Annotated in this window: 18 protein-coding genes; 7 read left to right on the top strand and 11 right to left on the bottom strand. The window is 66.4% G+C overall.

Annotated features, from left to right (window positions below; translation table 11 throughout):
* Window positions 1–180 precede the first annotated feature (180 nt).
* Entirely contained in the window at window positions 181–5,748 is a 5,568-nt protein-coding gene (locus ACIBVL_RS22835; protein WP_399099102.1) for a DEAD/DEAH box helicase, read from the bottom strand.
* 1,084 nt (window positions 5,749–6,832) lie between these two features.
* Window positions 6,833–9,724: a hypothetical protein gene (locus tag ACIBVL_RS22830; RefSeq protein ID WP_399099101.1), complete on the bottom strand. Its 2,892-nt coding sequence runs from the start codon at window positions 9,722–9,724 to the stop codon at window positions 6,833–6,835.
* A 398-nt stretch (window positions 9,725–10,122) separates the two neighbouring features.
* On the opposite strand from ACIBVL_RS22830, the gene ACIBVL_RS22825 reads away from it, so the two are divergent.
* Together ACIBVL_RS22825 and ACIBVL_RS22820 are read left to right on the top strand one after the other, a co-directional pair.
* A complete protein-coding gene (locus ACIBVL_RS22825; RefSeq protein WP_399099514.1) occupies window positions 10,123–10,695 on the top strand; it encodes a winged helix-turn-helix domain-containing protein in 573 nt (190 codons plus the stop codon).
* Window positions 10,611–11,177 (top strand): transposase, encoded by a 567-nt coding sequence (locus ACIBVL_RS22820; RefSeq protein WP_399099512.1) that lies wholly within the window; start codon window positions 10,611–10,613, stop codon window positions 11,175–11,177. The genes ACIBVL_RS22825 and ACIBVL_RS22820 overlap by 85 nt, the downstream gene beginning before the upstream one ends.
* A 137-nt stretch (window positions 11,178–11,314) precedes the next feature.
* Here ACIBVL_RS22820 and ACIBVL_RS22815 read toward each other — a convergent pair whose 3' ends face one another.
* The 6 genes from ACIBVL_RS22815 to ACIBVL_RS22790 all read right to left on the bottom strand — a co-directional run bounded on the left by ACIBVL_RS22815 (window position 11,315) and on the right by ACIBVL_RS22790 (window position 16,649).
* Entirely contained in the window at window positions 11,315–11,638 is a 324-nt protein-coding gene (locus ACIBVL_RS22815) for a helix-turn-helix domain-containing protein (protein WP_399099100.1), read from the bottom strand.
* A 383-nt stretch (window positions 11,639–12,021) separates the two neighbouring features.
* Window positions 12,022–12,150 carry a hypothetical protein gene (locus ACIBVL_RS22810; protein ID WP_399099099.1) on the bottom strand — a complete coding sequence of 43 codons (129 nt, stop codon included), beginning with the start codon at window positions 12,148–12,150 and terminating at the stop codon, window positions 12,022–12,024.
* An 880-nt stretch (window positions 12,151–13,030) separates the two neighbouring features.
* A complete protein-coding gene (locus ACIBVL_RS22805) occupies window positions 13,031–13,147 on the bottom strand; it encodes a hypothetical protein (RefSeq protein ID WP_399099510.1) in 117 nt (38 codons plus the stop codon).
* Window positions 13,148–13,237: 90 nt separating this feature from the next.
* Entirely contained in the window at window positions 13,238–13,594 is a 357-nt protein-coding gene (locus tag ACIBVL_RS22800; RefSeq protein WP_399099508.1) for a VOC family protein, read from the bottom strand.
* 100 nt (window positions 13,595–13,694) lie between these two features.
* The gene (locus tag ACIBVL_RS22795; protein WP_399099098.1) at window positions 13,695–15,275 is read right to left on the bottom strand and encodes a helix-turn-helix domain-containing protein; all 1,581 of its coding nucleotides are present in this window, start codon (window positions 15,273–15,275) and stop codon (window positions 13,695–13,697) included.
* A 60-nt stretch (window positions 15,276–15,335) separates the two neighbouring features.
* On the bottom strand, window positions 15,336–16,649 hold the full coding sequence (locus tag ACIBVL_RS22790; protein ID WP_399099097.1) for a M6 family metalloprotease domain-containing protein: 1,314 nt from the start codon (window positions 16,647–16,649) through the stop codon (window positions 15,336–15,338).
* 675 nt (window positions 16,650–17,324) lie between these two features.
* Here ACIBVL_RS22790 and ACIBVL_RS22785 point away from each other — a divergent pair.
* Window positions 17,325–17,969 (top strand): TetR/AcrR family transcriptional regulator, encoded by a 645-nt coding sequence (locus ACIBVL_RS22785; protein ID WP_399099096.1) that lies wholly within the window; start codon window positions 17,325–17,327, stop codon window positions 17,967–17,969.
* A 143-nt stretch (window positions 17,970–18,112) separates the two neighbouring features.
* The gene (locus ACIBVL_RS22780) at window positions 18,113–19,645 is read left to right on the top strand and encodes an MFS transporter (protein ID WP_399099095.1); all 1,533 of its coding nucleotides are present in this window, start codon (window positions 18,113–18,115) and stop codon (window positions 19,643–19,645) included.
* Window positions 19,646–19,664: 19 nt separating this feature from the next.
* On the opposite strand, the gene ACIBVL_RS22775 is transcribed toward ACIBVL_RS22780, so the two are convergent.
* Window positions 19,665–20,174 (bottom strand): MarR family winged helix-turn-helix transcriptional regulator, encoded by a 510-nt coding sequence (locus ACIBVL_RS22775; protein WP_399099094.1) that lies wholly within the window; start codon window positions 20,172–20,174, stop codon window positions 19,665–19,667.
* A 114-nt stretch (window positions 20,175–20,288) separates the two neighbouring features.
* Here ACIBVL_RS22775 and ACIBVL_RS22770 point away from each other — a divergent pair, with 114 nt between their 5' ends.
* Window positions 20,289–21,059, top strand: a complete 771-nt coding sequence (locus tag ACIBVL_RS22770) for a dioxygenase (protein ID WP_399099093.1) — start codon at window positions 20,289–20,291, stop codon at window positions 21,057–21,059.
* A gap of 40 nt (window positions 21,060–21,099) precedes the next feature.
* Here ACIBVL_RS22770 and ACIBVL_RS22765 read toward each other — a convergent pair whose 3' ends face one another.
* Window positions 21,100–21,618, bottom strand: a complete 519-nt coding sequence (locus ACIBVL_RS22765) for a GNAT family N-acetyltransferase (RefSeq protein ID WP_399099091.1) — start codon at window positions 21,616–21,618, stop codon at window positions 21,100–21,102.
* A gap of 214 nt (window positions 21,619–21,832) precedes the next feature.
* On the opposite strand from ACIBVL_RS22765, the gene ACIBVL_RS22760 reads away from it, so the two are divergent.
* Complete coding sequence (locus ACIBVL_RS22760; protein ID WP_399099090.1) at window positions 21,833–22,828, top strand: RNA polymerase sigma factor RpoD/SigA; 996 nt, start codon at window positions 21,833–21,835, stop codon at window positions 22,826–22,828.
* Window positions 22,829–23,363: 535 nt separating this feature from the next.
* Window positions 23,364–24,059: a TetR family transcriptional regulator gene (locus ACIBVL_RS22755; RefSeq protein WP_399099506.1), complete on the top strand. Its 696-nt coding sequence runs from the start codon at window positions 23,364–23,366 to the stop codon at window positions 24,057–24,059.
* Between the two features lie 40 nt (window positions 24,060–24,099).
* Here the strand turns inward: ACIBVL_RS22755 and ACIBVL_RS22750 are convergent, their stop codons facing one another.
* Complete coding sequence (locus tag ACIBVL_RS22750; protein WP_399099089.1) at window positions 24,100–25,101, bottom strand: helix-turn-helix transcriptional regulator; 1,002 nt, start codon at window positions 25,099–25,101, stop codon at window positions 24,100–24,102.
* Between the last annotated feature and the right edge of the window lie 6 nt (window positions 25,102–25,107).

The following is a 25,107-nucleotide window of genomic DNA, read 5'->3' as shown; positions in this document are numbered from 1 at the left end:
CTATTTTTGTGTAGAGCGACGCTAGGCTTCTTCATGATTCAGCACAGGCGGCGGCCCGCACAACAATATGCAGGCCGCCGCCCAATGGGCTATCTCCCCTTGCCGTGCGAGCAGGAGACGTAATGGAGGCTAATTCGGCCAAGCCCAGGCCTCAGTGTCGCCATTTGTATCCGTTCTAGCTCATGTCAGAGCCTTCAGAACGGTTTGGGTCGCGAATGGCAAGTTCTGGGAAACCACCAAATCATCAACCAAGTGGACCGAAACTTTGCTCTTCTCGGAACTTTCCTGGGCATGCTGCAACCGGTCGTTCGGTGCTACGCCCGGAGTCAGAGGGCTGTGAACACCAATGATCCATTCACGGTCACCTTCCCTAGCCAGGATGGGCGCAGTGACCGGCCCGACACCTGCGACGTCGGTTTCGACGCTTCGCTCGAACGTGATACCGAGCTCCCGGCTATCAAGATCCTCGAAGAGCTTGTCGGTCGACCGCGCGAGTCGTGCTTCGTCAAGAGCCGGTGGCGTGTCGTCGACCAGGTAGCGCAGGAGACTGGCCCCGACATGGCGGTCAAGGAGGTTGTGTTCGAACCGATTGCGGAAGCTGCGCAGACAGCGGTAGCAGGACTCATCGCAGTTCGCCGGGCAGTCTTCGAGAAGCTTCAGCGTTTGCCTAAAGATCTCCATGCCGTGGTCGTTGACCCGGCGGGTGAAGCCGGCACCTCCAGCGAGGGTGTCGTACATGTAGATGTCGGCTTCCCGGCCTTCGCCGCCGAGAGGTGTCAGCGCAGGACGGTATTCCGCTTGCAACTCCGTGGCCTCGATGCCTAGCTTCCGTGTCGCAGCAATGGTCAGGGCCTCAGCAACTGTGCGCAGCGCGATGTGTGTCGATAGGTAGTCCGGCTTGAGGGTGATGGGCGAATCCACCTTGAGACGGACTAGGAGTACGTCGGAGATGAAGTCAGTACCGAGCACCAGTCCACGGGTCGAGCGAGATCCGGGACAGTTCGGTTCCTTTTCGTCGGGGTAGGGCTTCTTGTGTGTCCCATTCACCACGCCCGTGGCCGAAGCTGTCGGCTCAATGAGCCCGCAGAGCGTGCAGTAGGTGTACCCCTCGCTGCGGGGACCGGTGTTCGTCACCAGCAGCGTCTCGCGACGATACGTCTGCTCAAGCCGGTTCGTGACGCGCTGCCAGGCGCTCTCCTCGGTCGGCCCGGATGCCATGAGCTTGGCTCGCGTGGCGTAACTGCGAGCCGGCGCCTTGTCGGCACTGGTGCCAGGGTCTTTCCTGGCCGGGTGCGCGAACCCCGGCGGGCGCATCCAGTTCTTAGCCTTGCCGAACTTGCCTTCGGCACGGCAGGCCGGACAGTTGCGCTCATCCCCAGGCGCGGCCTCGCCGTACGAATAGTAGTTGGCGTAATGGCACACCTGGCACTCGAAGTAGAGCAGCTTGTCCCGCCAAGCTTGGTGACGCGTTTCTTGGACTGGCGCGTAGATGGCCTCGGAGGTCCATTCTTTGTTATCGATCCACACCACCTTGCCGGGCGCGTACTGGCTGAGCGCTACCGCAAGACCCTGACTGGGCGCATAGTGGAACTCAGGCTTGAAGCGCGTCGACCGATCGATGTCAAATACGTAGAACGATACGACGTCCGTCGGGAACGCGTAACGCGGCAGCACACCTTTGTATAGGAGTCGATCGAGCAGGTTCTTCTGGGTCCTCCGGGCATTCGGCTCCTCCGGATCCTCGGCTGGGTCGTCCGTATCGTCCTCATTAGATTCCGATGACGCGTCACTACCGGAGGCCGTCACAGGGTGCCCGCTGGCATCGAGGTCAAGGGCCTCGTCGATCTCATCGAGAGTCCTCGTGACGAAGTTTTCAAGGACGGAGTGGTGGCCGTTCTGGCCGAGCTCGTCGGGGAGCCATGCTGCAATGTCATGCCGAAGAGAGTCTTCGTGGGACTTCAACCACTCTTCCAGGTCGGCCCTGTTCAGCGGTGAATTTGTCCCAGTGAAGTCCGTGATTTGTCCCAGTACCTCGAAAAGCTGTGGCTGCTCGTCGGGGTCGATGTCAGGAAGACGGTCCTGGTGGTAGCGCTGCAGCAGGTACGCAATAACGTGACGACGTGTGATCTCCTCGTTGTCCATCGTCAGTACTGGGTCGTCGACCGCACCGCGGATCATCAGTTCCGGCTGGCGGAAGTAATGATCGTCGTGGGTGTCAGCGCTTCCAAAGGCCAGCACAGTGGCGACTGCGTTGCCCCGCCGACCGGCCCGACCTGCGCGTTGCTGATAGTTCGCGCGCGAAGGTGGCATGTTACGCAGAGCGACACCGGACAGATTTCCGATATCGATGCCCACTTCCATGGTGGTCGTGCAAGACAGAACGTCGATGGCGGCGGGTTTCTTCCGATCTCCGGATCCGGGCAGACCGAGGTCGACGTCTTGGAACAGCAGCTCATGCTCTTCTGCTTTGGAGAACACAGCGTCTGACTGTGCCGCGGCATTGAGCTGCGCCGTATGCTCAGCGGCGATGATGCTCATCGGGGACTCGGGGCTGTCCTGTAGAGCCCGTGTGGCGCTGGCGCGGTAGTACCCCTTACGGGCTTGGAACACCGGGTCCGTGTCGGGATCTAGCGTACGGACTTGGTCGTCTCGGCAGCTGACGCACCGGGAAGAACCGGGGAACGGTCGCTGGGTGAAACGACAGCGTTCACAATATCCCCAAATCGTTCCGAGATCCAAGTAGACTTTCGAGGCTGACAGCCGGTATTTCCCAGCTACCGCTTCGCAGAACTCCTGAAGCAGTGTAGGCAGCCATGTGTCATTAAACTGCTTCTTCGCTGCCTTGGAGTGAAGCCACTGGTCAATCGATTGGAATTTACCCGTGTGCGGATGGACGCCGCCTTCCGTCTTCCACCAGTCTCCATCGGTCATCGACGGGAACCAGATGCCGGGAGTCGTCCATTGCATAAGCCACATTCGCATCAGCGCCAGCTTGGATTCCTCGTTGGTCGCCACGCTGTCGATGCCGGGGAGCGTTGCGAGCAAATCAGCAGTCCTGGCTCGGGGTTCCCGTAGGGATGCGAGGCCGAGGGATGCGAGGCCGAGGTATTTGTCCGTGAGCGTCGCGTACATCGTCCGCATCAGCGCATGCGGTGGCGGATCGGTGATGCTGAACAACTGCATGAGCTCGCCGGGGTTGCCCTTGAGTGCGCCCTTCTCGATGGATGCTTCGACCCTGTCCAGGACGTGAAGTGACTCAGAAGGGCGCAGTTCGGGGCGAAGCCGAACCGACAATTGGCGGGCGCCAACCATGACTGCCAGATATAGATGGTTCAAGGACAGCATGGGCTCGAGCATCGTCTTTTCCAGCTCCTGCCACCCGCGCAGGATTAGGGGCCGCATGGCGTCGCGCATCGAGTAACTCTGCAGGTTGGGAGCGAGCCGGGCGGCGACCTGTCGGGAGTCGGAAAAAGCGAGCACCTTACGCCCACGCAATGGCGCGAACTCGGTGTTCGGCTGCGCGCCTGGTGGTTGCACTTCAAGTTGCCGGGTCACCAAGGCCTGAAACGGTTGGTCACCCTTCGTTTGATGATCTTGCACTGACGAGCGCCCGTAGCCTGCGCGCCGACCGCAGACACCGCAAGGCTTGAACTGTCCGTCCGCCTCGGCCTCGTCGCCGTCGTCTTCGCCGGCGATTGGTTCCCCGCTCCGGAGTCCGGGCAGGAAAACGCTGCGGACGCGACGATCGAGTACCTTCTCTGGGTTGAGTCTGCCGGTGACCAGGTCGAGGTCGGCGAGTTCGACGTTCTTCTCGTAGGGCTCTTCGAGTAGCAGGTCAAGGGGCTGCAGTTCCGGGATGAGGCCGGACGCAGACTGGAAGGCTCCTCCCGGCTCGTTCCACAGGTGCGAGGGGTTGACGAGGTCGTCGGTATAGGCCCGCGCGTACGAGGAGCCACAATGCCGGCACGTGTACAGCTCAAAAACCCTGGCTCCGCAGTCACAGGTTGCTCTGGGCTGGGCATAGAGTCGGCCCACCGGACCTGGCTCTGGGTACACCTCTCGGTCGACCTCCGGGCAGTCAGGGTCGAGACATGCCCACAGCCCGGGGAGACCGCGGAAAAACGCATGCACGCGGCACGGCAGCAGCCCTGCACCGTCCACCGACCGTCGTGCCGCGCTACCGAGTGCAACCAGAGCAGAAATGGCTCTGTCAGCGAGAACTTGGTCCACATCTGGGAAGATGAGTGTGCCCAGGTCGCTGACGGGCTGCGCCTGCTTCATTGTCTCGTTGACGAGGAAGTTCATCGGACCGAAGGCGTCGAGCGCCTCGTGTAGCAACTCGCCGACCGTGGCACCCGGCTTCAGGTCCACCGCACGGTAGTCCAACAGGCCTTGTACGGCAGCGATGCGGGCCTCGTCCCCTTCACCCTCATAGAATTCGTGCATCGGTACGGCAGCTAGGACCTGTGCATCTGGCAGGCTTCCTGTGCTGGCGCCTGCCCGAAGGGCAAGCTTGCCTTCGATGCTCTTGAAGTCGGCCTCGGACTTGCCGCTCAACTGGGCGGCGAACTGACGCGCATACCGGGAGCTCGTGAAGCTGGCACTTGTGCAGATCACCTGCAACTGCTCTGCAGGGATACCGAGCCTCGCGCGTAGACGACGGAGTAGGAGTGCCACCTCGGCACCGGCGGCTCCCCGGTACATGTGAGCTTCATCGATGATCAGAAGGAACTTCTCGTCGGGGTTGTTTGCCAACCAGTCCCTTGTGGCATCGAATACGGGCCGCTCAAGCGGACGCATAAGCATGTACTCGAGCATCGAGTAGTTGGTGATCAGGACGTCTGGAGGCTCTTCCAGTACCTCATGGCGTGTCAGAAGCTCGGGGTCTTCGGGACGGGTGACGGCACGGATAAACTCGCCAGCCTTGTTCTTCCACCGGGAACCGCTCTTGCCGTACCACGCCTTCAGATCCGGCTTAGCTGGCCACTTGCCACGTGCCTCCAGTTCCTTGATGAGAGCATCTGCCTCCTCACGCTGTGGCGATGAGGAGTCGTTCGCGAGGTCGATCAGGTTGACGTAGAAGTCCTCGATGGAGCGAAGGCGCGTCTGGTCCTTCTTGGCCTTGCGCACGCCTGGGTACAGCGTCCGGCTGGTGTAGCGGGCGAAGCGTGCCGGGCGGCCGGCCCACTCGCTAAACTTGGTAGTGACGCGTGGGTCGCTTAGCAGGAGGCGAAGACGGCCCAACTGGTCGTTCACTAGCGCGTTCATCGGGTAGAGGATTAGTGACCTCACAGCCGGAACCTTGAAGGACTCAGGTTTGTGTGCGGCCTCTGCCGCGAGTTTGGCCAGCATCGGCAGGAGGAACGACTCAGTCTTGCCCGAACCTGTACCGGTCGTGACGGCCAGGCTCAGGCCATCGCGAGCGGTCGACTCTAGTGCCTCAGCCTGGTGGGTATACGGCGGGTCGTACAGCAGGCGCTTCGAGCCGGCCGCATGTGCCGACAGGCTGCTGAGCATCTCTCGCACGGCTTCGTCGAGGTCCAGATCACCGAAGCCGCGGTCCGTCTGGTAGCGAGGGGTGCTCTCGATGAAGGGGGCTTGGAACAGTACGCCTTCCTGCTCGAGCAGTTCACGACGCTGGTCGAGCACGGTGGGATGCCCGATGTGATAGGTCGCCTCGATGTAGTCCCGAAGGGCTGTCTGGATCTTGCTGATCGTCTCCGCGATCGTTGGCGCTTCCACTGTCACGCCACCCCTCCCTCTTCTCTGACGTGCATCCATAGCATGTCAGTGAAGAACGCCCGCACTTGGCCGATCGCCGACATCGGTACGCGGTATGAGACGAGTGCCCCTCTTGCCTGCGGGACAGGGATACCCACAAGCTCGAGGTAGCGCTGCGCCCACCCGGGCACGGGGCTGAACAGGTCCAGACATCGGTCGCCAGACGTCCCCGGAGCCGGTCGTATGTACATGACTTGCGGTGTGTCGGCCAATGCATCGATGGCTGCCTGTGTGCGCCACGCCTCGTCGCAGCCTGCCGCAGCGAGGTCATCAACTGGAAGATCCACCAGTGCGCGAGGGACTCCATGCTCCACGCGCACAAAACACCACAAGTCAGCACCGTAGGCCTGAGATCGGCGGGCAACGAAATCTCCTGAGTCACTGCTCGCGAGTTGTCGCCAGCGACCTCGGTAGTAGAGGACGGATGCCGCTGTATCGATGATCTTGAGGCCGCCGACCTCTCCAGACTCACCGGCACCGTCCAAGCGCTGACGCATCACAGTTACGACTGCGGCTGGCTGGTCCGTCCTAGGTCGCTTGAGCCAGTGATCAAGAGGTATCTCATGCAGGCCGGCGGCACGCAAACGCCCCGGGGCGAGCTGAGCGTCGAGCTTGAGAGACCTGGTGTGGCCCTCGTGCTGGATTCCTGCGCCCAGCGACTCGTTTACGAGCGGTGCGCCGTTGGGCCGCACACCGAGCAAGAGGTACCGTCCGAGCGCCTTCTCCACGAATGAAGGCGGAGCCAAGTAAATCTGACGACCCTTATGATCACCTCGGTGAGGAAGTTCGATCAGGTCACCAATCGATACCAAAAGGTCCAGCTGTGCTGCCACTTGGGGACGCGTGAACAGGCTTGAGTCGTCCAGTGGACTGAGAGCCTCAAGTACTGCATCTACAAGGCGGCGCGGAGTCGACGGGCACAGGAAAGAGGCTGCACGGCGGAGCAAAGCGGAGAGCGCCTCGGCAGAGAACGCATCAGTTGTCGTCTCATCCAGCCAGAGTGCACGGACTGTTCGCTCTGCTGCCTCTTGCTTACTGAGCACCGTTACTCTCACCGGGTGCCTCCGACAATCGACTGCTCTGATACCTCTCGAAGATCCTCAGTACCCATTATCGCGAATCGAGCCGCACGAATAAGGACGGGTGATATCAGCACACACCTCAGCATTTTGTCTCGCTCGATCTCGTCCCAACTCTCCAGAGACCCCGGTGTGCTTGCAAGAAGCAGTAGAAATTCCGCTGCGACACGCGGGTCGCCGATACCAGTGTCTGACGTGATGGGGCTGATCGCCTCGCTCAAGCCCTCCCGCAATGAAGGCAGCGAATCCGCCCACTGCCAGAGATGGTCAGCGATGTAGCGGGCTACAGCACGTTGTGCCTGAGCCTCGCCTACGAGCTTCTGCATTTCATCCAGCATGTCTGGCCTCCTATGCGCACTAAGACGACCACGTCTGCGCTCCAAATGAGACCATCTGTTCCCGGCCGTGAGAGACACAAGGGCCGCTGTAATCGCATCGAGCACCAGTTGCCGCTGGCGGTAGGAGAAGGGATCAGCTGACAGATCAGCATCCTGCCATCGGTGGTGCCCACGGATTAGTTCGAGCACGTCGGACATGGGAGTGCCTGTGCAGCGGATGTTTGGCTGGTCGTTCGGCCTCTGACGCAGCCAATTTGGGTTAGGAGGCAGGATGATGGCTGCAGTCGCGTGGCCGGAAGTGGCTCGAAGCATGCCACCACTCGCTGGGACGGTAATCGGCCGTCGGGCATCTTGCTGCTCACCGAGCAGAGGATTCTCCACAGAGAAGAGGAGCACCTGGGTGCAATCGCCGTCTGTACGGTCGATGAGGCGTGCGGCGTACCCACCGTTGCGCTGCTTAGTGAGAATCCAACGGAGCGGATGAAAGCCACGTTCACATCTGAGGGACGCGAAGCCGACTCCGCTGCGGGAAACCGATATCTCGCATGACTCGGCTACATTGTAAACACTCTGCAGCTTTCCCTTGCGGAACTCTTGGGCTGCCAACCTCGTCCATGCGTTGTCGACAAAGGGAAGCGAGATTGGGTGACGCTGGCGAACCAGCTCCTTGTCGGATTCGTCGCGCAGCACAATAATCAGCTCAGCCCTCGTCCCCACAGGGCCGTCTACCGAGAGACTTGCCCGACCGTCCCAAATCTCGGTTAGCTTCGGGCGAGCTGGGGTGGCGAACAGTCGGATGCCTGCCCCCTCAGTGTTCTCCTCCAAGCTTGGGTGAGGATCGCGAATAGTGACAATAAGTGAACCGCTCACAAAGGGCCTGCCTGCACTCCTGGTTAGGAGTGCGACATGTACCTCGTGCGTGCCCACAGGGAGGTTCTCGAGAGCAAATACTAGTTCTTTACTACCTGCAGGCCATTCGAGCAGTGAAGGCAGTCCACCGTCTATTCTTACTGAACATTTCTCTGTCGCTTGAGTGGACTTCACCATGAGGAGTGCTGGTTCCCCGGCCATCCACTCGGCAACTCCTTCCCCGTCCCAGGAAGCCGGAATAAGCCCCACAGGGTGGATGGACACGTTCGAAACCACTGACAGGCCCACTGCCGCGAGCTGGGCGACCTCTTCTTCGCTGAGGGTGTGGGGCACCTTTAAATCGAAAGCATTCACTCCATCAGCAAGAATAAATGTCTCAGATATCCAAGGTAGTGCCAGGGGGGGAAGGCCAGCGCGGCCGACCAGGCAATATTCATGACCTGGCCGGACAACTCCGCCTTTGATCTCGATAGCTAGACCTCCGGGTTGCTTCCGGAAGAGCCACCATGGGCCCCTGGTGATGGTGCAACGCTCGGCGATCAGCTCATTGACTTGTGTGGATCCCTGCTCCAATTGAATGATGGGCACGCCCGGCCGAGGCCACGCGGTTAGCGCTACTCTGCCTGGGTACAGCAGTTTTCCGCGGGGAAGTGGTTGGTGACGTCCTTCGATTTTTGGGCGCCGTGTCCGCAATTCCTCTCCCACCTGAATATTTTCCGCTTGAAGAGTGGTGAGGTCGGGTAGGCCCAAATAGGGGCACCATCCGTTGGCTTCTTGGCGCAAGAGGAGTTTCGGATTGGAGACAGTCGGTAGAGGCTGTCCTCGCTGCGCAGGCCCCGAGCTCGTGCTCGTCGGAAGAAATCCGCTAGAGCGGACTGTGTGCGCCGAGCGCTTAGCCTGGTGCAGCCAGTTTCGTGAATCATGCTCTTCCGTTAGGTCGTCAAGTAGACGAATGAGCGCTGATTGCACCAGGTACGGAGATTCCTCGTCGTCGCCTGATAGCAGAGCTGCGGAAATATGACCGAGCAGGATCTGGTTCGAGCAGAATTTTTGGAAGCGATCACTGTACCCGCCCGTGCGCGATGCCAGGCTGGCGCCCAGAACGCGTGGGTCATTAAGCATGGTCGGTGTAAGTATTGCGCGCGCCTCGTATAGAAGCTGTGCCATCTGGCGTTGTAGGTCAGCTGGCATGATGGCATGTGTGATTGGCCATGCGATGATGCTAAAGTTCTTAGCAAAAGCCCCCTTTGGTTCAATCCCGCCGTACTCGGCCGCAAACCGTTTAAACCACTGCTTAATGTATTTACGGTTATTGTCTATTTTCCACTGCGGGCCATGTTCCCAGCCCGGTGTCTTCTGGGAGAACAGGGGCCAGTACTCGTCTCCGGTATAGAGATATCCGATCTCAGCAGCGTGCACTACGAACGGCAACCACCAGGTACGGTGCCGAATGTCGAATCCTTCTTCGACAGCCCCGCACACCGCATTCGAAAGCAACTCAAGGTCATCCTGGTTGAGTTCGTGTTCCAGGGCGAAGACGGGCGCTGTTGGCTGTAGTGCCTGGCGATGTGTGTGAAGTGTCCGAAAGTGCTCATCGAGGTACTCGTGTAGGTACTTGAGGACCTCCGTCGGTCCGGCAGGCGCCGTTCTTGCCACGCTCGGTCTCCCTCCCCTGGGTCCCGCCTTGCACTAGACATAGTTTGGGACAAGTCGATGGCAGTGCGGACATGGTTGGGCGAGAACGACCATCCCCGCCGACTCCCGGCAGCGTGCGCCCGGAAGTCGTCGAGCTCTATCGCTTTCATCGGAAGGGCCACGGGGAGCTTGGGATCGGCGTGGCCGACCACCGCGGTACGCACCCGTCGCTTGTCGACGGCCACGCAACCTCCAGCCGTACTGGATCGGTGTCCGCCGTTGGCCGGCGCCCTGCCACACTGTCGGGCACCGCGGCCTTACTGACTTCGGCTCGTCAGGGTGAATCTTTGCGAAGTCTCTGAAGGGCCTGGAGCGGTGGCTGTATCCCGTGCTGTGTGAGGTATGCGGATGGGGGGGGGCTGACCGCTGCGGGGCGGCAGCGCCGGGAGACGGTACGGATGCAGGCAGCCGAGTTGTTCGAGCAGAAGACCAAGCCGCCGGAGGTCGCAAGGCGCCTGCGGGTGAGCCTGAAATCGGCCTATCAGTGGCACCGGCTTTGGCGGGACCGCGGTCGTGAGGCTCTGGGCTCCCGCGGCCCGAGCGGGTCGCGATGCCGTCTGTCACCACGCTGCCTGGAAAAGCTCGCCGGGTATCTCGAGCAGGGGCCGGCCGCACATGGATGGGTGGAGGACCAGGTGTGGACCGCGGCGAGGGTGGCAACTTTGACCGGCACAAAGTTCCACGTCTCCTACAGCGTCTCGGGTGCCACCCGGCTGATGCACCGGCTCGGCTTCAGCCCGCAGGTCCCCGCGCGGCGGGTCGCCGAACGCGACGAGCAGGCCGTGACCGCGTGGAAGGAGGCGACCTGGGCTGAGGTAAAGGAGCCCGGGCGGCCTGCGGAGGCTACATCTGCTTCGAGGACGAGGCCGGGTTCACCCGACGGCCGCCCAAAGGACGAACCTGGGGCCGGCGCGGCCACACCCCGGTTGTGACCGTCAGCGGCCGCCGCTCGGGGCGCCTGTCGGTGGCCGGACTGATCGCGATGCGGCCAGGCTCCCGCACCCAGCTGTGCCACCGTCTGCGCACCCACTCCGCAGGCAAGGGCAAGCGTCGCAGCATGGGCGAGCGTGACTTCATCGCGCTGATCGACGGCGTCCACCAACTCGTCAAGGCGCCGATCGTGCTGGTGTGGGACCGGCTGAACACCCACGTCTCCTACGCCATGCGCGAGTTGATCGCCGAGCGTGAATGGCTGACGGTATTCCTGCTGCCCGCGTACTCGCCCGACCTCAATCCCGTCGAGGGGGTATGGGCGCACGTCAAGCACAGCCTGGCCAACCTCGCCGTAGTCGCCCTGGACCGACTCGAGACCCTCGTACGCAACAGGCTCAAGCGCCTTCAGTACCGGCCAGACACCCTCGACGGCTTCATAGCCGGCACCGGCCTGGCCCTCGACGATCCCAAGTCACCCTGACGAGCCGAAGTCAGTAATGGCACGTCCTGCCACTGACAATGCTGAGGGCTACTGTTGAGGGACCCAGACTGACATGGCGGGCGTATATTGTGCGCCGAGATGGGGGCGACGTTCCCATGCCAGCTCTGAGCGGCTGCTCAGAATCTGCGATCTCTTTCCGTCCAAGCGGCTGGCCCGGGCCACAAGCTCTTGCCCAGCGCCACTTCCAGTCGCGCCAGGGTCCCCAGGTCGGGCAGGACCATCCCCCGGAGCAGTCGGCTGATCGTGGCATGGGAGACGCCTGCCTTGTCGCCGAGCGTGCGCAGGCCGATCTCGGAGGCCGCCATGGCCGTCGCCAGGTTGCGTGCGAAGGCCTGGCCATAGTGCGCGCTGACGGGGGCGCTCTCGACGAGCCGGGCGTACAGCCACTCGCCGGAGGCGATGTACGTCGCCGGCAGTTGGTCGTTGTTGCTCCGGGGCATGCCGAAATGATCCCACGTCGCCATGGGGCCCGTCCCTCCGTGCCGGTTGAGTCGACACACGCCTCGTGTTGGTGCAAGTACACACCAGTCTAGATCATGAGGGGCAGCGACGTCGGCATTCTTGTTGCCGCTTTACGGAGACGGTTGCTGGCCGTTGGCGGGAAGCTCTGTGCATTTGGCCAGGGTTCGTTGGAGGTCCGCAGCGAGGCCGACGGCGGTGGTCGCCTGGCCAGTCCGAATGATCAGCATCCCCGTGCACCCGAACGGGGCTGCCTCGACGAGGTAGCCGAGCTCTGTGAGGAGCCGAGGGCGGCCGCATGCGGATCATGTCGAGCCGCTCGTGAGCTCCGTCTGCCCTGCCCATGGGCAGGACTGTGAGTCGTTCATTCCGTGAGGGTGATGACGCCACCGGGGATCCACCCCTCCAGATAGCCCCGCAGAAATGGGCCGAGCTCGTGCGGGTGCACATGCAGGTCACCCTCGACCTCGGTCAGGGGGTGCCAGGCATACACGGCATCTGGTGACGTGCTCGAGCAAGGACGAAGGGTGAGGTTTCTCATTCGGCCCCGACGGACGGCGAAAATGTGCCTGGTGGCGACCTGCGTCGGTGCGGTCGGAGGGGACGTGTACTTGCCGACCACAGGAACTGCAGCCAAGTACCAGTGACTGAACAGAGGGTCCTGGATTCGCACGAGGGAGAAACCGGTCGGCTGGAGGCGGACCACTGTCGCCCTCAATGGCTTCCACGCCCTCTCACCGGGCGAGCGTCTGAGCAAGACACGCTCCTGCTCGTCAATGACGGCAACTTCTTGTGAACAGTGGCTGTGTCGGCGGGTTGCGATACGTCTCATGCCTTGAGAGTCCGGCAATGGCCACCTCGGCGCCCCTGAGGGGCGCCGGAGTGAATGAAAGCGATAGGCGTGGAGCGGAAGACTCAACCATCGCGCCGATACGCGCCCAAGAGGTGTGCGCGTGAGGAGGGCTGACAGGTCGTGACCTGCGGCGATGCTGACAGCGTTCCCAGAACACTCGAAGCGCGTTCTGAGGGCGGAGGGGCCGCCCTCTCTGACCTGCGATGGTTGTCGCAGCGCTACCTGGGTGGACAACGCGACGTACGAACGACTGACCAAGGACAGCGTAGCGGATGCACGCCACTGAGCGGCCTCCGTATAGGGGCAGGAGATCGGGGCGGCGAGCCAGAGTGCCTCTGACCTGCTGTCTCTGTGACTCGTGGCGCGAGGTGGGTGGAAGCTGAGGGGCAGGAGGCGAGGGCGGTCGGACCATTCTGCTCCCTGTGTCGGTTTGTAGGGGGCCTCGACCGGCATGAACCAGTCCGCTACCTGTTCACCAGCGACATGCGGTGCTCGTTGTAGCGGTCTCCCTTGACCCCGATCAGGCCTGCGAGCTCGTGAGGTCCGACAGTTCGTCGTCGGCGGAGAGCGGAACGCGAGCGGCGCAGACGTTCTCCTCGATGCGCGCGGTGCGCCGGGTCCCGGGGATCGGAACGATCGACGGATGCTGGGCGAGCAGCCAGGCGAGGGCTACCTGCCCCGGTGTGCGTCCTTCGCCGGCGCGAGGGCGGCGATGTGCGGTCCCACCTCACCGCCCCCCGAGAATCTCCAGGTAATGCCGGTTCTCCATGATCCCGAGGACGTTGCCGAAGGGATCCACCACCGACGCGCCGACGAACCCCTCGCCGAACTCCCGGACGGGCTCGTGCACGGTGGCGCCCAGAGCCCCGAGGCGGTTCAGGGTCGCCTGGACGTCGTCGACGTGCCAGTAGGTGACCACCCCGCCGGCCGTGCCGGTGTGGGCGCCCAGGTCCGTGACGCACTTGCTGTCCAGCAGGCCCAGTTCGTGCTGGTAGTCGCCGATGCGGAACTCGGCGTAGCCCGGGCGCTCGAAGTAGGGCCGGATACCGAGGAGTTCGGTGTACCAGCGCTTCGCGGCCTCCAGGTCGACGGCGTGGAAACGGACGGTGATCTAGGCCGATTCCTGTCCTAGATGGTGTCCTGGATGTGGGGGCGACCAGCGCGTACGCACCGGAAGACACGAGTCAGGACAGCGGCACCCGTGTGAAACGTGCCGCCACCCGCAGATCCGCCTCGACCAGCCCCGCGGTCGCCGTCAGTTCGGGCAGGATGTCGCGCACGCACTCCTCGGCCGTCCGGCGCGCCGCGTGGGTCGCCGTGCCGACCGCGGCGACGACTCGCCCGGTACGGTCCCGCACCGGCACCGCGATAGACCGCAGTCCCTGTTCCAACTCCTCGTCGACGAAGGCGAACCCGCCCTCGTGGTCCCCCGTCAGTACTCGCCCCGCCGCCGTCACCCGCGCCGGCCGCCGGGTGCCCACCGTGACGTCCGCGCTCATCACATGCCGCCCGGCCACCCCGGCGGTGTACTGGATCTCGTCGCCCCCGTCGGTGAGGACCGCGAGGGCCGTCGACTCGTGGACCCGTTCCGCGAGCGCCGCCAGGTGCGGGGTGGCGATGCGGGGGAGGGTCGTACGGGCCAGGGGCGGGAAGCCGAGGGAGAGGACCTGGGGGGTGAGCGCCCACGTCCGCTGGGGGCCGCCGGGGGTGACGAGGCCCAGGTGCTCGTACGTGATCAGCGCCCGTCGGGCCGTCGCCCGGGCCAGCCCCGTGGCCTTGGCCACCTCCGCCAGGGTCAGCTCGGCCCGGCCCGCCCCGAACGCCGTGAGGACGGTCAGCCCGCGTGCCAGGGACTCGATGAAGCCCCGGCCCAGTTCCTGCTTCGACGCGCCCGTCCACAGGGCGAGTCCGGCGGGCGGCGGGCCCGGGTCCGCCGGGGGCGCCAGGAGCAGGTCCTCCTCCATCGCCGCCACCGACGCCCGCAGGCGGGGCAGCAGGGTGTCGCGCAGGTCCGCCGCCGTGTGCCGGCTGGTGTGGCTGACCACGTTCGCCACGCAGGCGACCCGCCCGGTCCCGGGGTGCCGTACCGGCACGGAGACCGCCACCAGGCCCGGCTCGATCAGCTGGTCGTCCAGCGACCAGCCCTCCGCCGCCGCGCGCTCGGTCCGCCGTACGAAGTCCTCGTCGGGTGCCCGGTGCGGGGCGGCCGGTACGGCGGGGAAGCCCCGGTCCTGCGGGTCCGTCGTCCGGCGTGCGCGCCAGCGCTCCCAGTCGGCGTCCGTCCATTCGGCGGCGAACAGCGGGCCGGGCGCCGTGCGTTCGGCCGGCAGCAGGTCGCCGATGCGGAAGCTCAGGGACATCGCGCGGCGGCGGGTGGCCTGGTGGATGAAACGGATGCCGTCCCGGTCGGCGACGGCCAGGGACACCGACTCGTCGAGTTCGTCGGCGAGGGCGTCCGCCCGCGCGTCCAGCAGTGCGGGCAGCCGGAGGGCGGCCAGGTAGGCGTTGCCCAGTTCCATCACCCGCGGTGTCAGGATCGCGTCCCGGCCCTCCAGCCGGGCGTACCCCATACGGGCCAGGGTCGCGGTGACCCGGTCCACGGTCGACCGGGCCAGACCAGTGGCCCGCTCCAGCTCGCTCAGCCGCATCGCCCCGCCGGCCCCGCTCAGCTCCCGCAGCACGGCCACCCCGCGCATCAGCGGCACGACGGCCTCCTGGGGAGCGGCCGACTCCGCGCCGGGAGTGGTGATCGTCTTCGCGGGCATCGATTCTCCGGTACGGCGGTCTGGGCAGCCCTACCGTAATGCGGGCCTACGACGACGAGCTCACCGCCGGGTCACCCGCACCCGGTAGTCGCCCCTCAGGTCCGCGCCGGCCACCGTGATGCGGATGCCCCGCTGCGAGTCGGTGAAGGACTCGCCGGGGGCGAAGGGCGCGTCGGAGAGTTCCGCGTGGATGTTCGGGCTGCGGGTGCAGCCCCCGCTGTCCTCTGCGGAGTCGTACACCTTCACCGGTCCCATGCCGGTGTCGATGTTCGCGTCCACCTTGTAGACGAGTACGCCCGGCCGGCACACCGTCTCGTCGTTGCCACCACGGGTGCGCAGCTCGACGGCGTAGCCGGTGCGGCCGTCGACGGGGACGAAGACCAGCTTGGGGCCGCCGGCCCGCCACAGCGGGGTCAGCGCGTACTCGGCCGTCCCGCGTGCCGCCGAGCAGGCGACCTGGGAGGCGTCCAGCCAGCCCAGCTTCCACTTGTGCCAGCCGAGCAGGTCGTTGTTGGCCCCCCAGTCCTCGCTCATGATGTCCCAGTGCCCGACCGCGCCCCCGCCGTCCTGGGTGTAGAGGTCGGGCAGCCCGAAGACATGCCCGTTCTCGTGCGGCAGGACGCGGTAGCCGGTGCGGTCGTAGGAGCCGGAGCCGTCGTCCTGGCGGGAGTAGACGAAGGACGCGTTGGCCACCGACACCCCGTCGGCGACCGGCGCCTCGGTGTTCCCGGCGAACGTCACCGACAGGACCGTGTCCAGCGCGGAAGGGCCCGCGTTCGACGTCACCAGCACGTTCAGCAGGTCGTACGCGCGGAAGTCCACCGCCGGGTCGGCGGCGGCCACGATGTCCTGGACGAGTTCGCGGTAGCCGGGGTCGAAGGGGGCGCCCCGGTCTATCCCGTACTCCTTGAACGGCTTCGGCATCCGCAGCCAGCGCCGGATCGGGGTCTGGGAGCGGTAGTCGAGACGGCCGTAGGACGCCGTGCGGAACCATTTCTCGGTCTGCGGGAAGAACTCGTGGTAGCGGCTGAGCGCGGTGCCCCGGCCCGGTGCGTCGGTGAAGTCGATCATCAGGGTGAGGGCGCGGACGGTGCCGGTGGAGCGGGAGTAGCCGCTTGGCGTCGGCACGCCCTCGGACATCTGCACGGCCGCGCCGCCGCTGATCATGCACGGGGCGAGGTTGGAGGAACGGGCCGGGGAGATCGGTCCCGCCCCGGCTCTGGCGGGTCCGAGGGGCGGGACGGGACGGCCGGAGCCGGCCGAGGTGCTGAGCGCCAGGGTCAGCGCGGTCACGGACGCGAGGGCGACGACGCGGCGCGGGCGTATCCGACGGCGGAGGGGTTCCGGGGCGGTGGGCACGGGCTGCGGCTGCATGCAGGGCCTTTCGCTCCAGGCAGCCGCCCGGTCACCGACTGCACCCTTTCGATCACCCTGTGTCGAAGCGGGTGCGGGCGCGCGCTGAAAGCGACCGATCGGGGATTACCCGGTGGTACGAATCGGGATTCCGGGGGGTGCGATGCGGGGATCGCGTGCCGCGCGGGGGTGCAGGGCGGTGGGACGCGGGGATAGGTGGCGGTGCGGCGCGGGGATGCGTGCGGTGAGGCACGCATCCCGTGGCGGTGCGGCACGGGATGCGTGGCGGTGCGGCACGGGGATGGCTGGGGTGCGGGGATAGGTGGCGGTGCGGCGCGGAGTCTGGGGAGTTGCGAGGCAGGGGCCTCGGGGGGTGCGGCGCGGGATCTGCGGGGGTTCGAGGCAGGGGCCCGAGTGCGGGGCGGGGATCTGCGGGAGCCCAAGCAGGGAACTCCGGGGGATGCGAAGCGGTGATCACCGGACCGCGAAGTGGGGATCGCCGGACGGTACGAAGCGGGGATCAAGCGGGGATCACCGGACGGCAGGAGAGGTCCCGGCACATGTGGCTCAGGTCACATCGGAAAACTTCCGGCTCCGGGAAATAACCGGGGACCCCTTCCCCGTTTAGCCATGTGTCCGAGCGAAACGGGGAGAGCTTCCCCGGATCGCCCCGCCTCTGCTTTCGAGGAGTATGCCGTGCAGACCGCGACCCCCCCAGTGCGCAAGGCGCCCCGGCCGCGCGCCGACGCCCTGCGCAACCGGGAGCGGATCGTCACCGCCGCCCGCGAGATGTTCACCGAGCTCGGCCCGGATGTGCCGCTCGACGACATCGCCCGCCGGGCCGGCGTCGGCAACGCCACGGTGTACCGCCACTTCCCCGACCGCGACGCCCTGGTGCGTGAGGTCGTCTGCTCGACGCTGGACCGCACGGTCCAGGCGGGACAGGCAGCCCTCGCCGAGTCCGAGGACGCGCTCGCGGCACTGGAGCGCTTCGTGCACGCCTCCGCGGACGAGCGGATCAGCGCGCTGTGCCCGATGGTCTCCAGCACCTTCGACCAGCACCACCCCGACCTGGTAGCCGCCCGCGAACGCGTCGAGCGGATCATCGAGGAACTGATGGACCGTGCCAAGGCCGCCGGACAGCTGCGGTCGGACGTCGGCGTCGGCGATGTGATGATCGCGGTTGCCCAGCTCAGCCGGCCGCTGGCGGGCACGATGTGCCTGAGCGCCGACCGGTTCGTCCACCGCCACCTCCAGCTGTTCCTGGACGGACTGCGGGCCCCGGCCCGCTCGGTCCTGCCCGGCACGGCCGCGACCATGGAGGACCTGCGCCAGGCCTGAGCGATGAGAACGCACCACCAGAGCAAGCGCACCACCAGAGCAGTCGACACGTGTACTCGGCACGCTCTTCTTCCGTCCTGAAGTGACCTTTCCTGTTCCGAAGCGACCTTTTTCCGTCACGAAGTCCCGAAGTGGGTACCCCCATGTCTGAAACAGCCGTCAAGGCTCCCGGCGTCCCGGACGCCAACCGCTGGAAAGCCCTGGCCTTCATCGCCATAGCCCAGCTGATGGTCGTCCTCGACGCGACCATCGTGAACATCGCGATGCCCTCCGCCCAGCAGGACCTGGGCATCTCCGACGGCAACCGGCAGTGGATCGTCACCGCCTACGCCCTCGCCTTCGGCGGCCTGCTCCTCTTCGGCGGCCGGATCGCCGACCTGTGGGGCCGCAAGCGCGCCTTCGTCACCGGTCTCGGCGGCTTCGCCGCGGCCTCCGCGCTCGGCGGCGCGGCCACCAACGAGGCGATGATGTTCGGCGCCCGCGCGCTCCAGGGCGCCTTCGGCGCGCTCCTCGCGCCCGCCGCGCTCTCCCTGCTCGCCGTGATGTTCACGGACGCCAAGGAGCGCGCCAAGGCCTTCGGCATCTACGGCGCGATCGCCGGTGGCGGCGGCGCCGTCGGCCTGATCCTCGGCGGTTTCCTCACCGAGTACCTGGACTGGCGCTGGACGTTCTTCGTCAACATCCCGTTCGCGATCGTCGCCGCGGCCGGCGCGTACTTCGTCATCCGTGAGCCCAAGGGCGGCCGCAACCGCTCCTCCCTCGACATCCCGGGCGTCATCCTGTCCACCCTCGGCCTGGTCGCCCTGGTCTACGGCTTCACCCGCGCCGAGTCCGACGGCTGGAGCGACTCCATGACCGTCGGCATGTTCGTGGCGTCCGCCGTCCTGCTGATCGCCTTCGTGGTCGTCGAGTCGAAGGTCAAGGCCCCGCTGCTGCCGCTGCGCGTGATCACCGAGCGCAACCGCGGCGGTGTCTACCTCTCCCTCGGCCTCGCGATCATCGCGATGTTCGGCCTGTTCCTCTTCCTGACCTACTACCTGCAGGTCGTGAAGGGCTACTCGCCGGTGAAGACCGGCTTCGCGTTCCTGCCGATGATCGTGGGCATGATCACCGGCTCCACCCAGATCGGCGCCCGTCTGATGACCCGGGTCGCCCCGCGCCTGCTGATGGGCCCCGGCTTCCTGGTCGCCGCGCTCGGCATGCTGCTGCTGACCCGCATGGAGATCGGTTCCTCCTACGCGGCCCTGCTGCTGCCCGCGATGCTGCTGCTCGGACTCGGCATGGGTACGGCGTTCATGCCCGCGATGTCCCTGGCCACCCTGGGGGTCGAGCCGCGTGACGCCGGTGTCGCCTCCGCGATGGTCAACACCTCGCAGCAGGTGGGCGGCGCGATCGGCACCGCCCTGCTCAACACGATCGCCGCGTCCGCGACGACGTCGTACATCAAGGACCACATCGCCGGCGCCGCCTCCAAGCCGCAGCAGCAACTGGTGCAGCTGGAGGGCATGGTGAACGGCTACACCAGCGCCATCTGGTTCGCCGTCGGCATCCTGGTCGCCGCCGCCACGATCGCCCTGACCCTCGTCAACGCCGGCAAGCCGGACATGGGCCCGGTGGCCGGCTCGGGGGCGGCCGACACCGAGGACGCCGTACAGATCCCGGTGGTGGCGCACTGACGCGCGTAGCCCCGGCCGCTTAACGCAGCCAGGGAAGGTCGGCACCCGCTTCGTTGGGCTGGAGTCCCTCGGCGACGATCTGCATGATCTCGCCGAGGGACTTCTGCTGTTCGGGGGTGAGCCGGTCGAACAGCGCGTTGCGTACGGCGGTGACATGACCCGGCGCGGCGCGCCTGAGCACGTCCAGCCCCTGGTCGGTCAGGACGGCGAACTGGCCGCGCTTGTCGGAGGCGCAGTCCTCGCGCCGCACCCAGCCGTTCTTCTCCAGCCGGGCGACGGCGTGCGAGAGCCGGGAACGGGTGATCTTCGCGTGCATGGCGAGTTCGGTCATGCGCAGCCGGCGGTGCGAGGACTCGGCGAGCTTGACCAGAAGGCCGTAGTAGATGTGCGGCATCCCCGCATCCCGCTGGAGCTGGCGGTCCATGTGGTCCTCGAGGAGGGTGGTCGCGTGCACGTAGGAGCGCCAGACGCGCTGCTCCTCGTCGGTGAGCCACCGGGGCTCTTCAGCGGATGCGGATGCCTTCGTCATGTACTCCACTGTAAAGCTCTGCTCCTTGAATCTTAAACCAATTGGGCATATGCTGTATTCAGTCGACGTTTTAGATTTCAAGCAGTCGCTCCGGAGAGACTGGAGACCCAAGCAATGCAGCGCATGCCCGCCCTGTACCTCAGTCATGGCGCCCCGCCCCTCGCGGACGACCCGGTCTGGCCGGGCGAGCTGGCGGCCTGGTCCGCCGAGCTGCCCCGCCCCAAGGCGATCCTCATGGTCTCCGCCCACTGGGAGGAGGCTCCCCTCGCGCTCGGCGCCGTCGATCCGGTCCCCCTCGTCTACGACTTCTGGGGCTTCCCCGAGCACTACTACACGGTGAAGTACGACGCACCCGGCGCACCGCAGCTCGCCGAGAGCGTGCGCAAGCTGCTGCGCGCCCCCGGGATCCCCGTCCAGGACATCCCCGACCGAGGCCTCGACCACGGCGCGTACGTCCCGCTGGTCGAGATGTTCCCGGTCGCCGACATCCCCGTCCTGCAGATCTCCATGCCCACCCTCGACCCCGTGAAGCTCATGGAGATCGGCCGTAAGCTCGCACCCCTGCGCGACGAGGGGGTCCTGATCGTCGGCTCCGGGTTCTTCACCCACAACCTCGCCGCCCTGCGCCAGGGCGGGGTGCCTGCCTGGTCCGTGGAGTTCGACGACTGGGGCCGGCGCGCCATGGAGGCCCGTGACTGGGACTCCCTGCTCGACTTCCTCCACAAGGCCCCCGCCGGCCGCTACGCCCACCCCCGCACCGAGCACTTCGCCCCGCTGTTCGTGACCATGGGTGCCGCCGAGGTGTCCGGTGAGCTGGACGCGCAGAAGTCGGTGATCGACGGGTTCTGGATGGGACTGGCGAAGCGGTCGGTGCAGTTCGGCTGACGGGACCTTCGGCACTCGCCCCAGGTGTCACGGGGGCCTCTCAGAGGTCCTTCTCGTACCAGGCCACGTCCCAGTAGCGGCCGAACTTGCGGCCCACCTCGCGGTACGTGCCGACGTACCGGAAGCCGAAGCGTTCGTGCAGCCGCGTGGACGCTTCGTTCGGCTGTGCGATCCCGGCGTACGCCCGGTGCACGTCCTCGTTCGCCAGCGCCTTGAAGAGCGCCTCGTAGAGGAGCGTGCCGATGCCGCGGCGCCCGGCGCCCGGAGCCACGTAGACCGTCACCTCCACCGAGGTCGAGTAGGCGGGCTTCGGCCGGTAAGGGCTGGATGTGGCGTACCCCAGAATCTCCTGTGAGTCCGCGTCCACGGCAACCTTCAGCAGATGCGGGCCGTCTTCAGGGTGGGAGAGCAGCCAAGGGCGGCGCTCCTGAGGAGTGAAGATCGCTGTATCGAATGTGATGGACGTCTCACGTACGTAGTGGTTGTAGAGGTCGGTGAGGGCTTCGAGGTCTGCCTCGACTCCCGGTCTGACCTGCACATCTGTACGTTCCGCCGACATCACTGCTCCTCGCGTGGCCGGGTGCCGGCCCGACAGGGTACTGCATGATCAGAAAATTCGGGGTGCCGGTTGGGAATTCTGTCCTGATTCCAGTCGTTGTTTCCATCGGATGCAGGGCACCCGAGCAGAGTCCCGGTTTGAGTCCAGGGACGAGCTGAGCGAGTGCGCGGTGTCCAAGGACCACCCGCTGACCCACCATCGCAAGGGAGCACGCATGGCAACCCGTGCCGTCGCCCGTCGTCAGTCCGCCACCGGCGGGACCGACGCGGCAAGCAGTGTTCGCGCCCATGGCGGCGAGATCGCCGACCGCGACCTGGTCGGCATGTATCTCGACGAGATCGCGCGTACACCGCTGCTCGACGCCGCCAAGGAAGTCGAGCTGTCCCAGATCATCGAGGCGGGTGTGTTCGCGCGGCAGGTACTCGACGGGTACGAGGAGTCCCGGGCCGACGCCACCCGCGAGGAACTCGAGGCCCTGGTCGCGGAGAGCGAGCGCGCCAAGGACATCTTCATCCGTTCCAACCTGCGCCTGGTCGTCGCCGTCGCCCGCCGCTACCCCCGCAGCGGCCTGCCCCTGCTCGACCTGATCCAGGAGGGCAACGCCGGCCTGGTCCGCGCGGTGGAGAAGTTCGACTACCGCAAGGGCTTCAAGTTCTCGACGTACGCCACCTGGTGGATCCGCCAGGCCATCACCCGGTCGATCGCCGACCAGTCGCGCACGATCAGGCTGCCCGTCCACCTGGTGGAGGAGCTCGGCCGGATCCGCCGCGTCCAGCGCGAGTTCAACCGGGAGCACGGCCGCGACCCCGAGCCCCTCGAGATCGCCACCGAACTCGGCTCCAGCCCGGAGCGTGTCATCGACGTCCTGGACTGGGCCCGTGACCCGGTCTCCCTGAACATGTCGGTGGACGACGAGGGCGAGACCCAGTTCGGCGACCTCCTGGAGGACACCTCGGCGGTGTCGCCGGAGCAGTCGGTCCTCACGCTGCTGCGCAGCGAGGAACTCGACGGCCTCATCGACCGTCTCGACCCGCGCACCGCGTCCATCATCAAGATGCGGTACGGCATCGAGGACGGCCGCGAGCGTACCCTGACGGAGGTCGGCAAGGAGCACGGCCTGACGCGCGAGCGCATCCGCCAGATCGAGAAGCACGCCCTGCTGGAGCTGAAGAAGCTGGCGCGGGACACGGGCTTCGAGGCGGCGGCGTAACCCCGCGGTTCACACCCGGCGCGCTGGCCGCCCGCGTGCGCCGGGCCGCCGAACCCGGCGCAAACACGGCGGTGCCGCGCTGCTTCAACCCCCAGGACCGGGGGAACAAGTCTTCAGGGCACGGGAGTTCGGATACCGGAACCCGAAGCCCCGCAAGGCACATCCCAGGACCACGTCCCGACGCACACATCCCCCCGGCGCCGGGACTCCCTCCGAGTCGGGCTTCGGCGCCTTCCCCCCGGGCGCCGGAGCCCGACTCGATCCCTCGCGTCGGCACCACCGCGCTCCGGCTCATCGTTTCCCGCGCATGCTGGGTGCATGGGCGGCAGGATCCGGCGAGGCCACCGGCGCATCTGCGGGAGCGCGGCCACGCTGCGGTGGCTTGCGTGGAGAGGTGGGCGGGGCACCCCGTACCTGAACCACGGGGTGGCCCGCCCGAATGGCAGATTGTGCCACAGGGGCATAGCCTGCCGGTGTGACCAGCTCCACCCCCGCCACGGCCTCCCTGACCGAGCGGCGCAAGGCGGCGACCCGAATGGAGATCGCCAAGGCGGCGGCGGGCCTCTTCGTCGCCCGTGGCCTGAAGGCGACCCGCGCCGAGGACATCGCCCGGGCCGCAGGCATCGCACCCCGCACTTTCTACCGCTATTTCGCCACCAAGGAAGAGGCCGTCGCCCCTCTCTACGCGGCGGGCGCCGAGCGCTGGGCGGAAGCGGTACGCGAGGCCCCGCCCGAACTCCCCGTGGCCGAGGCCCTGGCCCACGCCGTCCACCACACCCTCGTTCCGGGCCGTGGTGTCTCGGCGGCGTCCTGGGAATGGGCCCGCACCCTCATCCGCCTGGCGACGACGAGCCCGGCCCTGGGCAAGATCTGGGCCGAGGTGTGCCAGGCGTCGGAGGAGACACTGGCGGCGGTACTGGCGGCACGACTCTCGGCGGGCGGTTCCCGAGGGCGCTCCACGCGTGTCGCCACCGGCGTCGTCTCCACGGACGTCTCCGAGAGGGGCTCCGCGGATGTCTCCAGAGGCGTCTCGGCGGGCGGCGGCATCCCGCCTCGTACGCCTCACCAGCGCTTCTCGGCCGCCGTCGCGAGCGCCGCGGTCCGGGTCGCCGTGGAGAGCTGGGCGGCGACCGACACCCCGGCCACCGGCCCGGAGGGCCCCGCGGAACTGGCGTTGAGGAACCTGGGGGCGCTCCGGGAGTTCAGGTGGGAGGACCCGGAGGAGTCGTAGGGAGGCGGGGCGGAGTCTCCGGGAAGCGGGGCAGTAGTCCTCAGAGCCCCGCGCCAGGCTCGGCGTGCGCCTCCGTGGCACCGCTCGCACGCGTCAGCCGGCCTCCCAACTCCCTTACGTGCTCGACCAGTTCTCCAGGAGCCCGCACCGAGAACTCGCACCCCACCATCGCCAGCCGCACCGCCAGCCACTCCACCGGATCACTCGTCGACCCTCGAAGCCGGCACGTGCCCTCGCCGTCCTCCACCGGCTGCCCCATCCCCGCGGGCAGCCGCGCCGCGACAGACTCCAGCGGCCCCTGGAAGACGACGTCGAACTCGTACTCGGAGGCCTGCCCCCCTTGGATGGATCTCCGCAGATACTCCGCCGCGCTCCCCGTCGGCAGCTCCCGCGGAGGGAACCGCGCCCCGGTCGCGAACGGCTCCCGCACCCGGTCCACCCGGAACGTCCGCCAGTCCGCCCGGTCGAGGTCGTACGCCACCAGGTACCAGCGCCGCCCCGTCGACACCAGCTGGTACGGCTCGGTCAGTCGCCGCGACTCGGTGCCGTCCTTCGCCTGGTAGGCGAACCGCAGCCGCTCCCGCCCGGCCACGGTCGAGGCCATGACGGTCAGTGTCTCGGGCGCGATGCTAGCCCCGTCCCCGCTGGTCAGCGGCGTGGTCGCGGCCTGGAGCGTCGCGACCCGGTGGCGGAGACGCGTGGGCAGCACCTGCTCCAGCTTGGCCAGGGCCCGCACGGACGCCTCGTCGACGCCCGCCAGCGCGTGCCCGGCGCCCGCCCGCAGTCCGACCGCGATGGCCACCGCCTCCTCGTCGTCCAGCACCAGCGGCGGCATCGCCTTGCCCGCGACCAGCCGGTATCCGCCGTCCGCACCCTTGCTGGCCTGCACGGGATATCCCAGCTCACGCAGCCGGTCGATGTCCCGCCGCACGGTGCGCCGGGACACCCCGAGCCGCTCGGACAGCTCGCCGCCGGGCCACTCCCGGGGGGTCTGGAGGAGGGAGAGGAGCTGCAGCAGCCGGGCAGGGGTGTCCGTCGTCATGCGTCC

The sequence above is a fragment of the Streptomyces sp. NPDC049687 genome (assembly GCF_044465285.1).
In the GTDB taxonomy this organism is placed as follows: Bacteria; Actinomycetota; Actinomycetes; order Streptomycetales; family Streptomycetaceae; genus Streptomyces.
This window is presented reverse-complemented; position numbering and strand designations above follow the sequence as displayed.

Excerpts from the sequence above, each read along its gene's own strand:
- ACIBVL_RS22815 (WP_399099100.1), bottom strand. The coding sequence starts at position 11,638 with ATGCCCCGGAGCAACAACGACCAACTGCCGGCGACGTACATCGCCTCC.
- ACIBVL_RS22795 (WP_399099098.1), bottom strand. The coding sequence starts at position 15,275 with ATGCCCGCGAAGACGATCACCACTCCCGGCGCGGAGTCGGCCGCTCCC.
- ACIBVL_RS22790 (WP_399099097.1), bottom strand. The coding sequence starts at position 16,649 with ATGCAGCCGCAGCCCGTGCCCACCGCCCCGGAACCCCTCCGCCGTCGG.
- ACIBVL_RS22780 (WP_399099095.1), top strand. The coding sequence starts at position 18,113 with ATGTCTGAAACAGCCGTCAAGGCTCCCGGCGTCCCGGACGCCAACCGC.
- ACIBVL_RS22775 (WP_399099094.1), bottom strand. The coding sequence starts at position 20,174 with ATGACGAAGGCATCCGCATCCGCTGAAGAGCCCCGGTGGCTCACCGAC.
- ACIBVL_RS22770 (WP_399099093.1), top strand. The coding sequence starts at position 20,289 with ATGCAGCGCATGCCCGCCCTGTACCTCAGTCATGGCGCCCCGCCCCTC.
- ACIBVL_RS22765 (WP_399099091.1), bottom strand. The coding sequence starts at position 21,618 with ATGTCGGCGGAACGTACAGATGTGCAGGTCAGACCGGGAGTCGAGGCA.
- ACIBVL_RS22760 (WP_399099090.1), top strand. The coding sequence starts at position 21,833 with ATGGCAACCCGTGCCGTCGCCCGTCGTCAGTCCGCCACCGGCGGGACC.
- ACIBVL_RS22755 (WP_399099506.1), top strand. The coding sequence starts at position 23,364 with ATGGAGATCGCCAAGGCGGCGGCGGGCCTCTTCGTCGCCCGTGGCCTG.
- ACIBVL_RS22750 (WP_399099089.1), bottom strand. The coding sequence starts at position 25,101 with ATGACGACGGACACCCCTGCCCGGCTGCTGCAGCTCCTCTCCCTCCTC.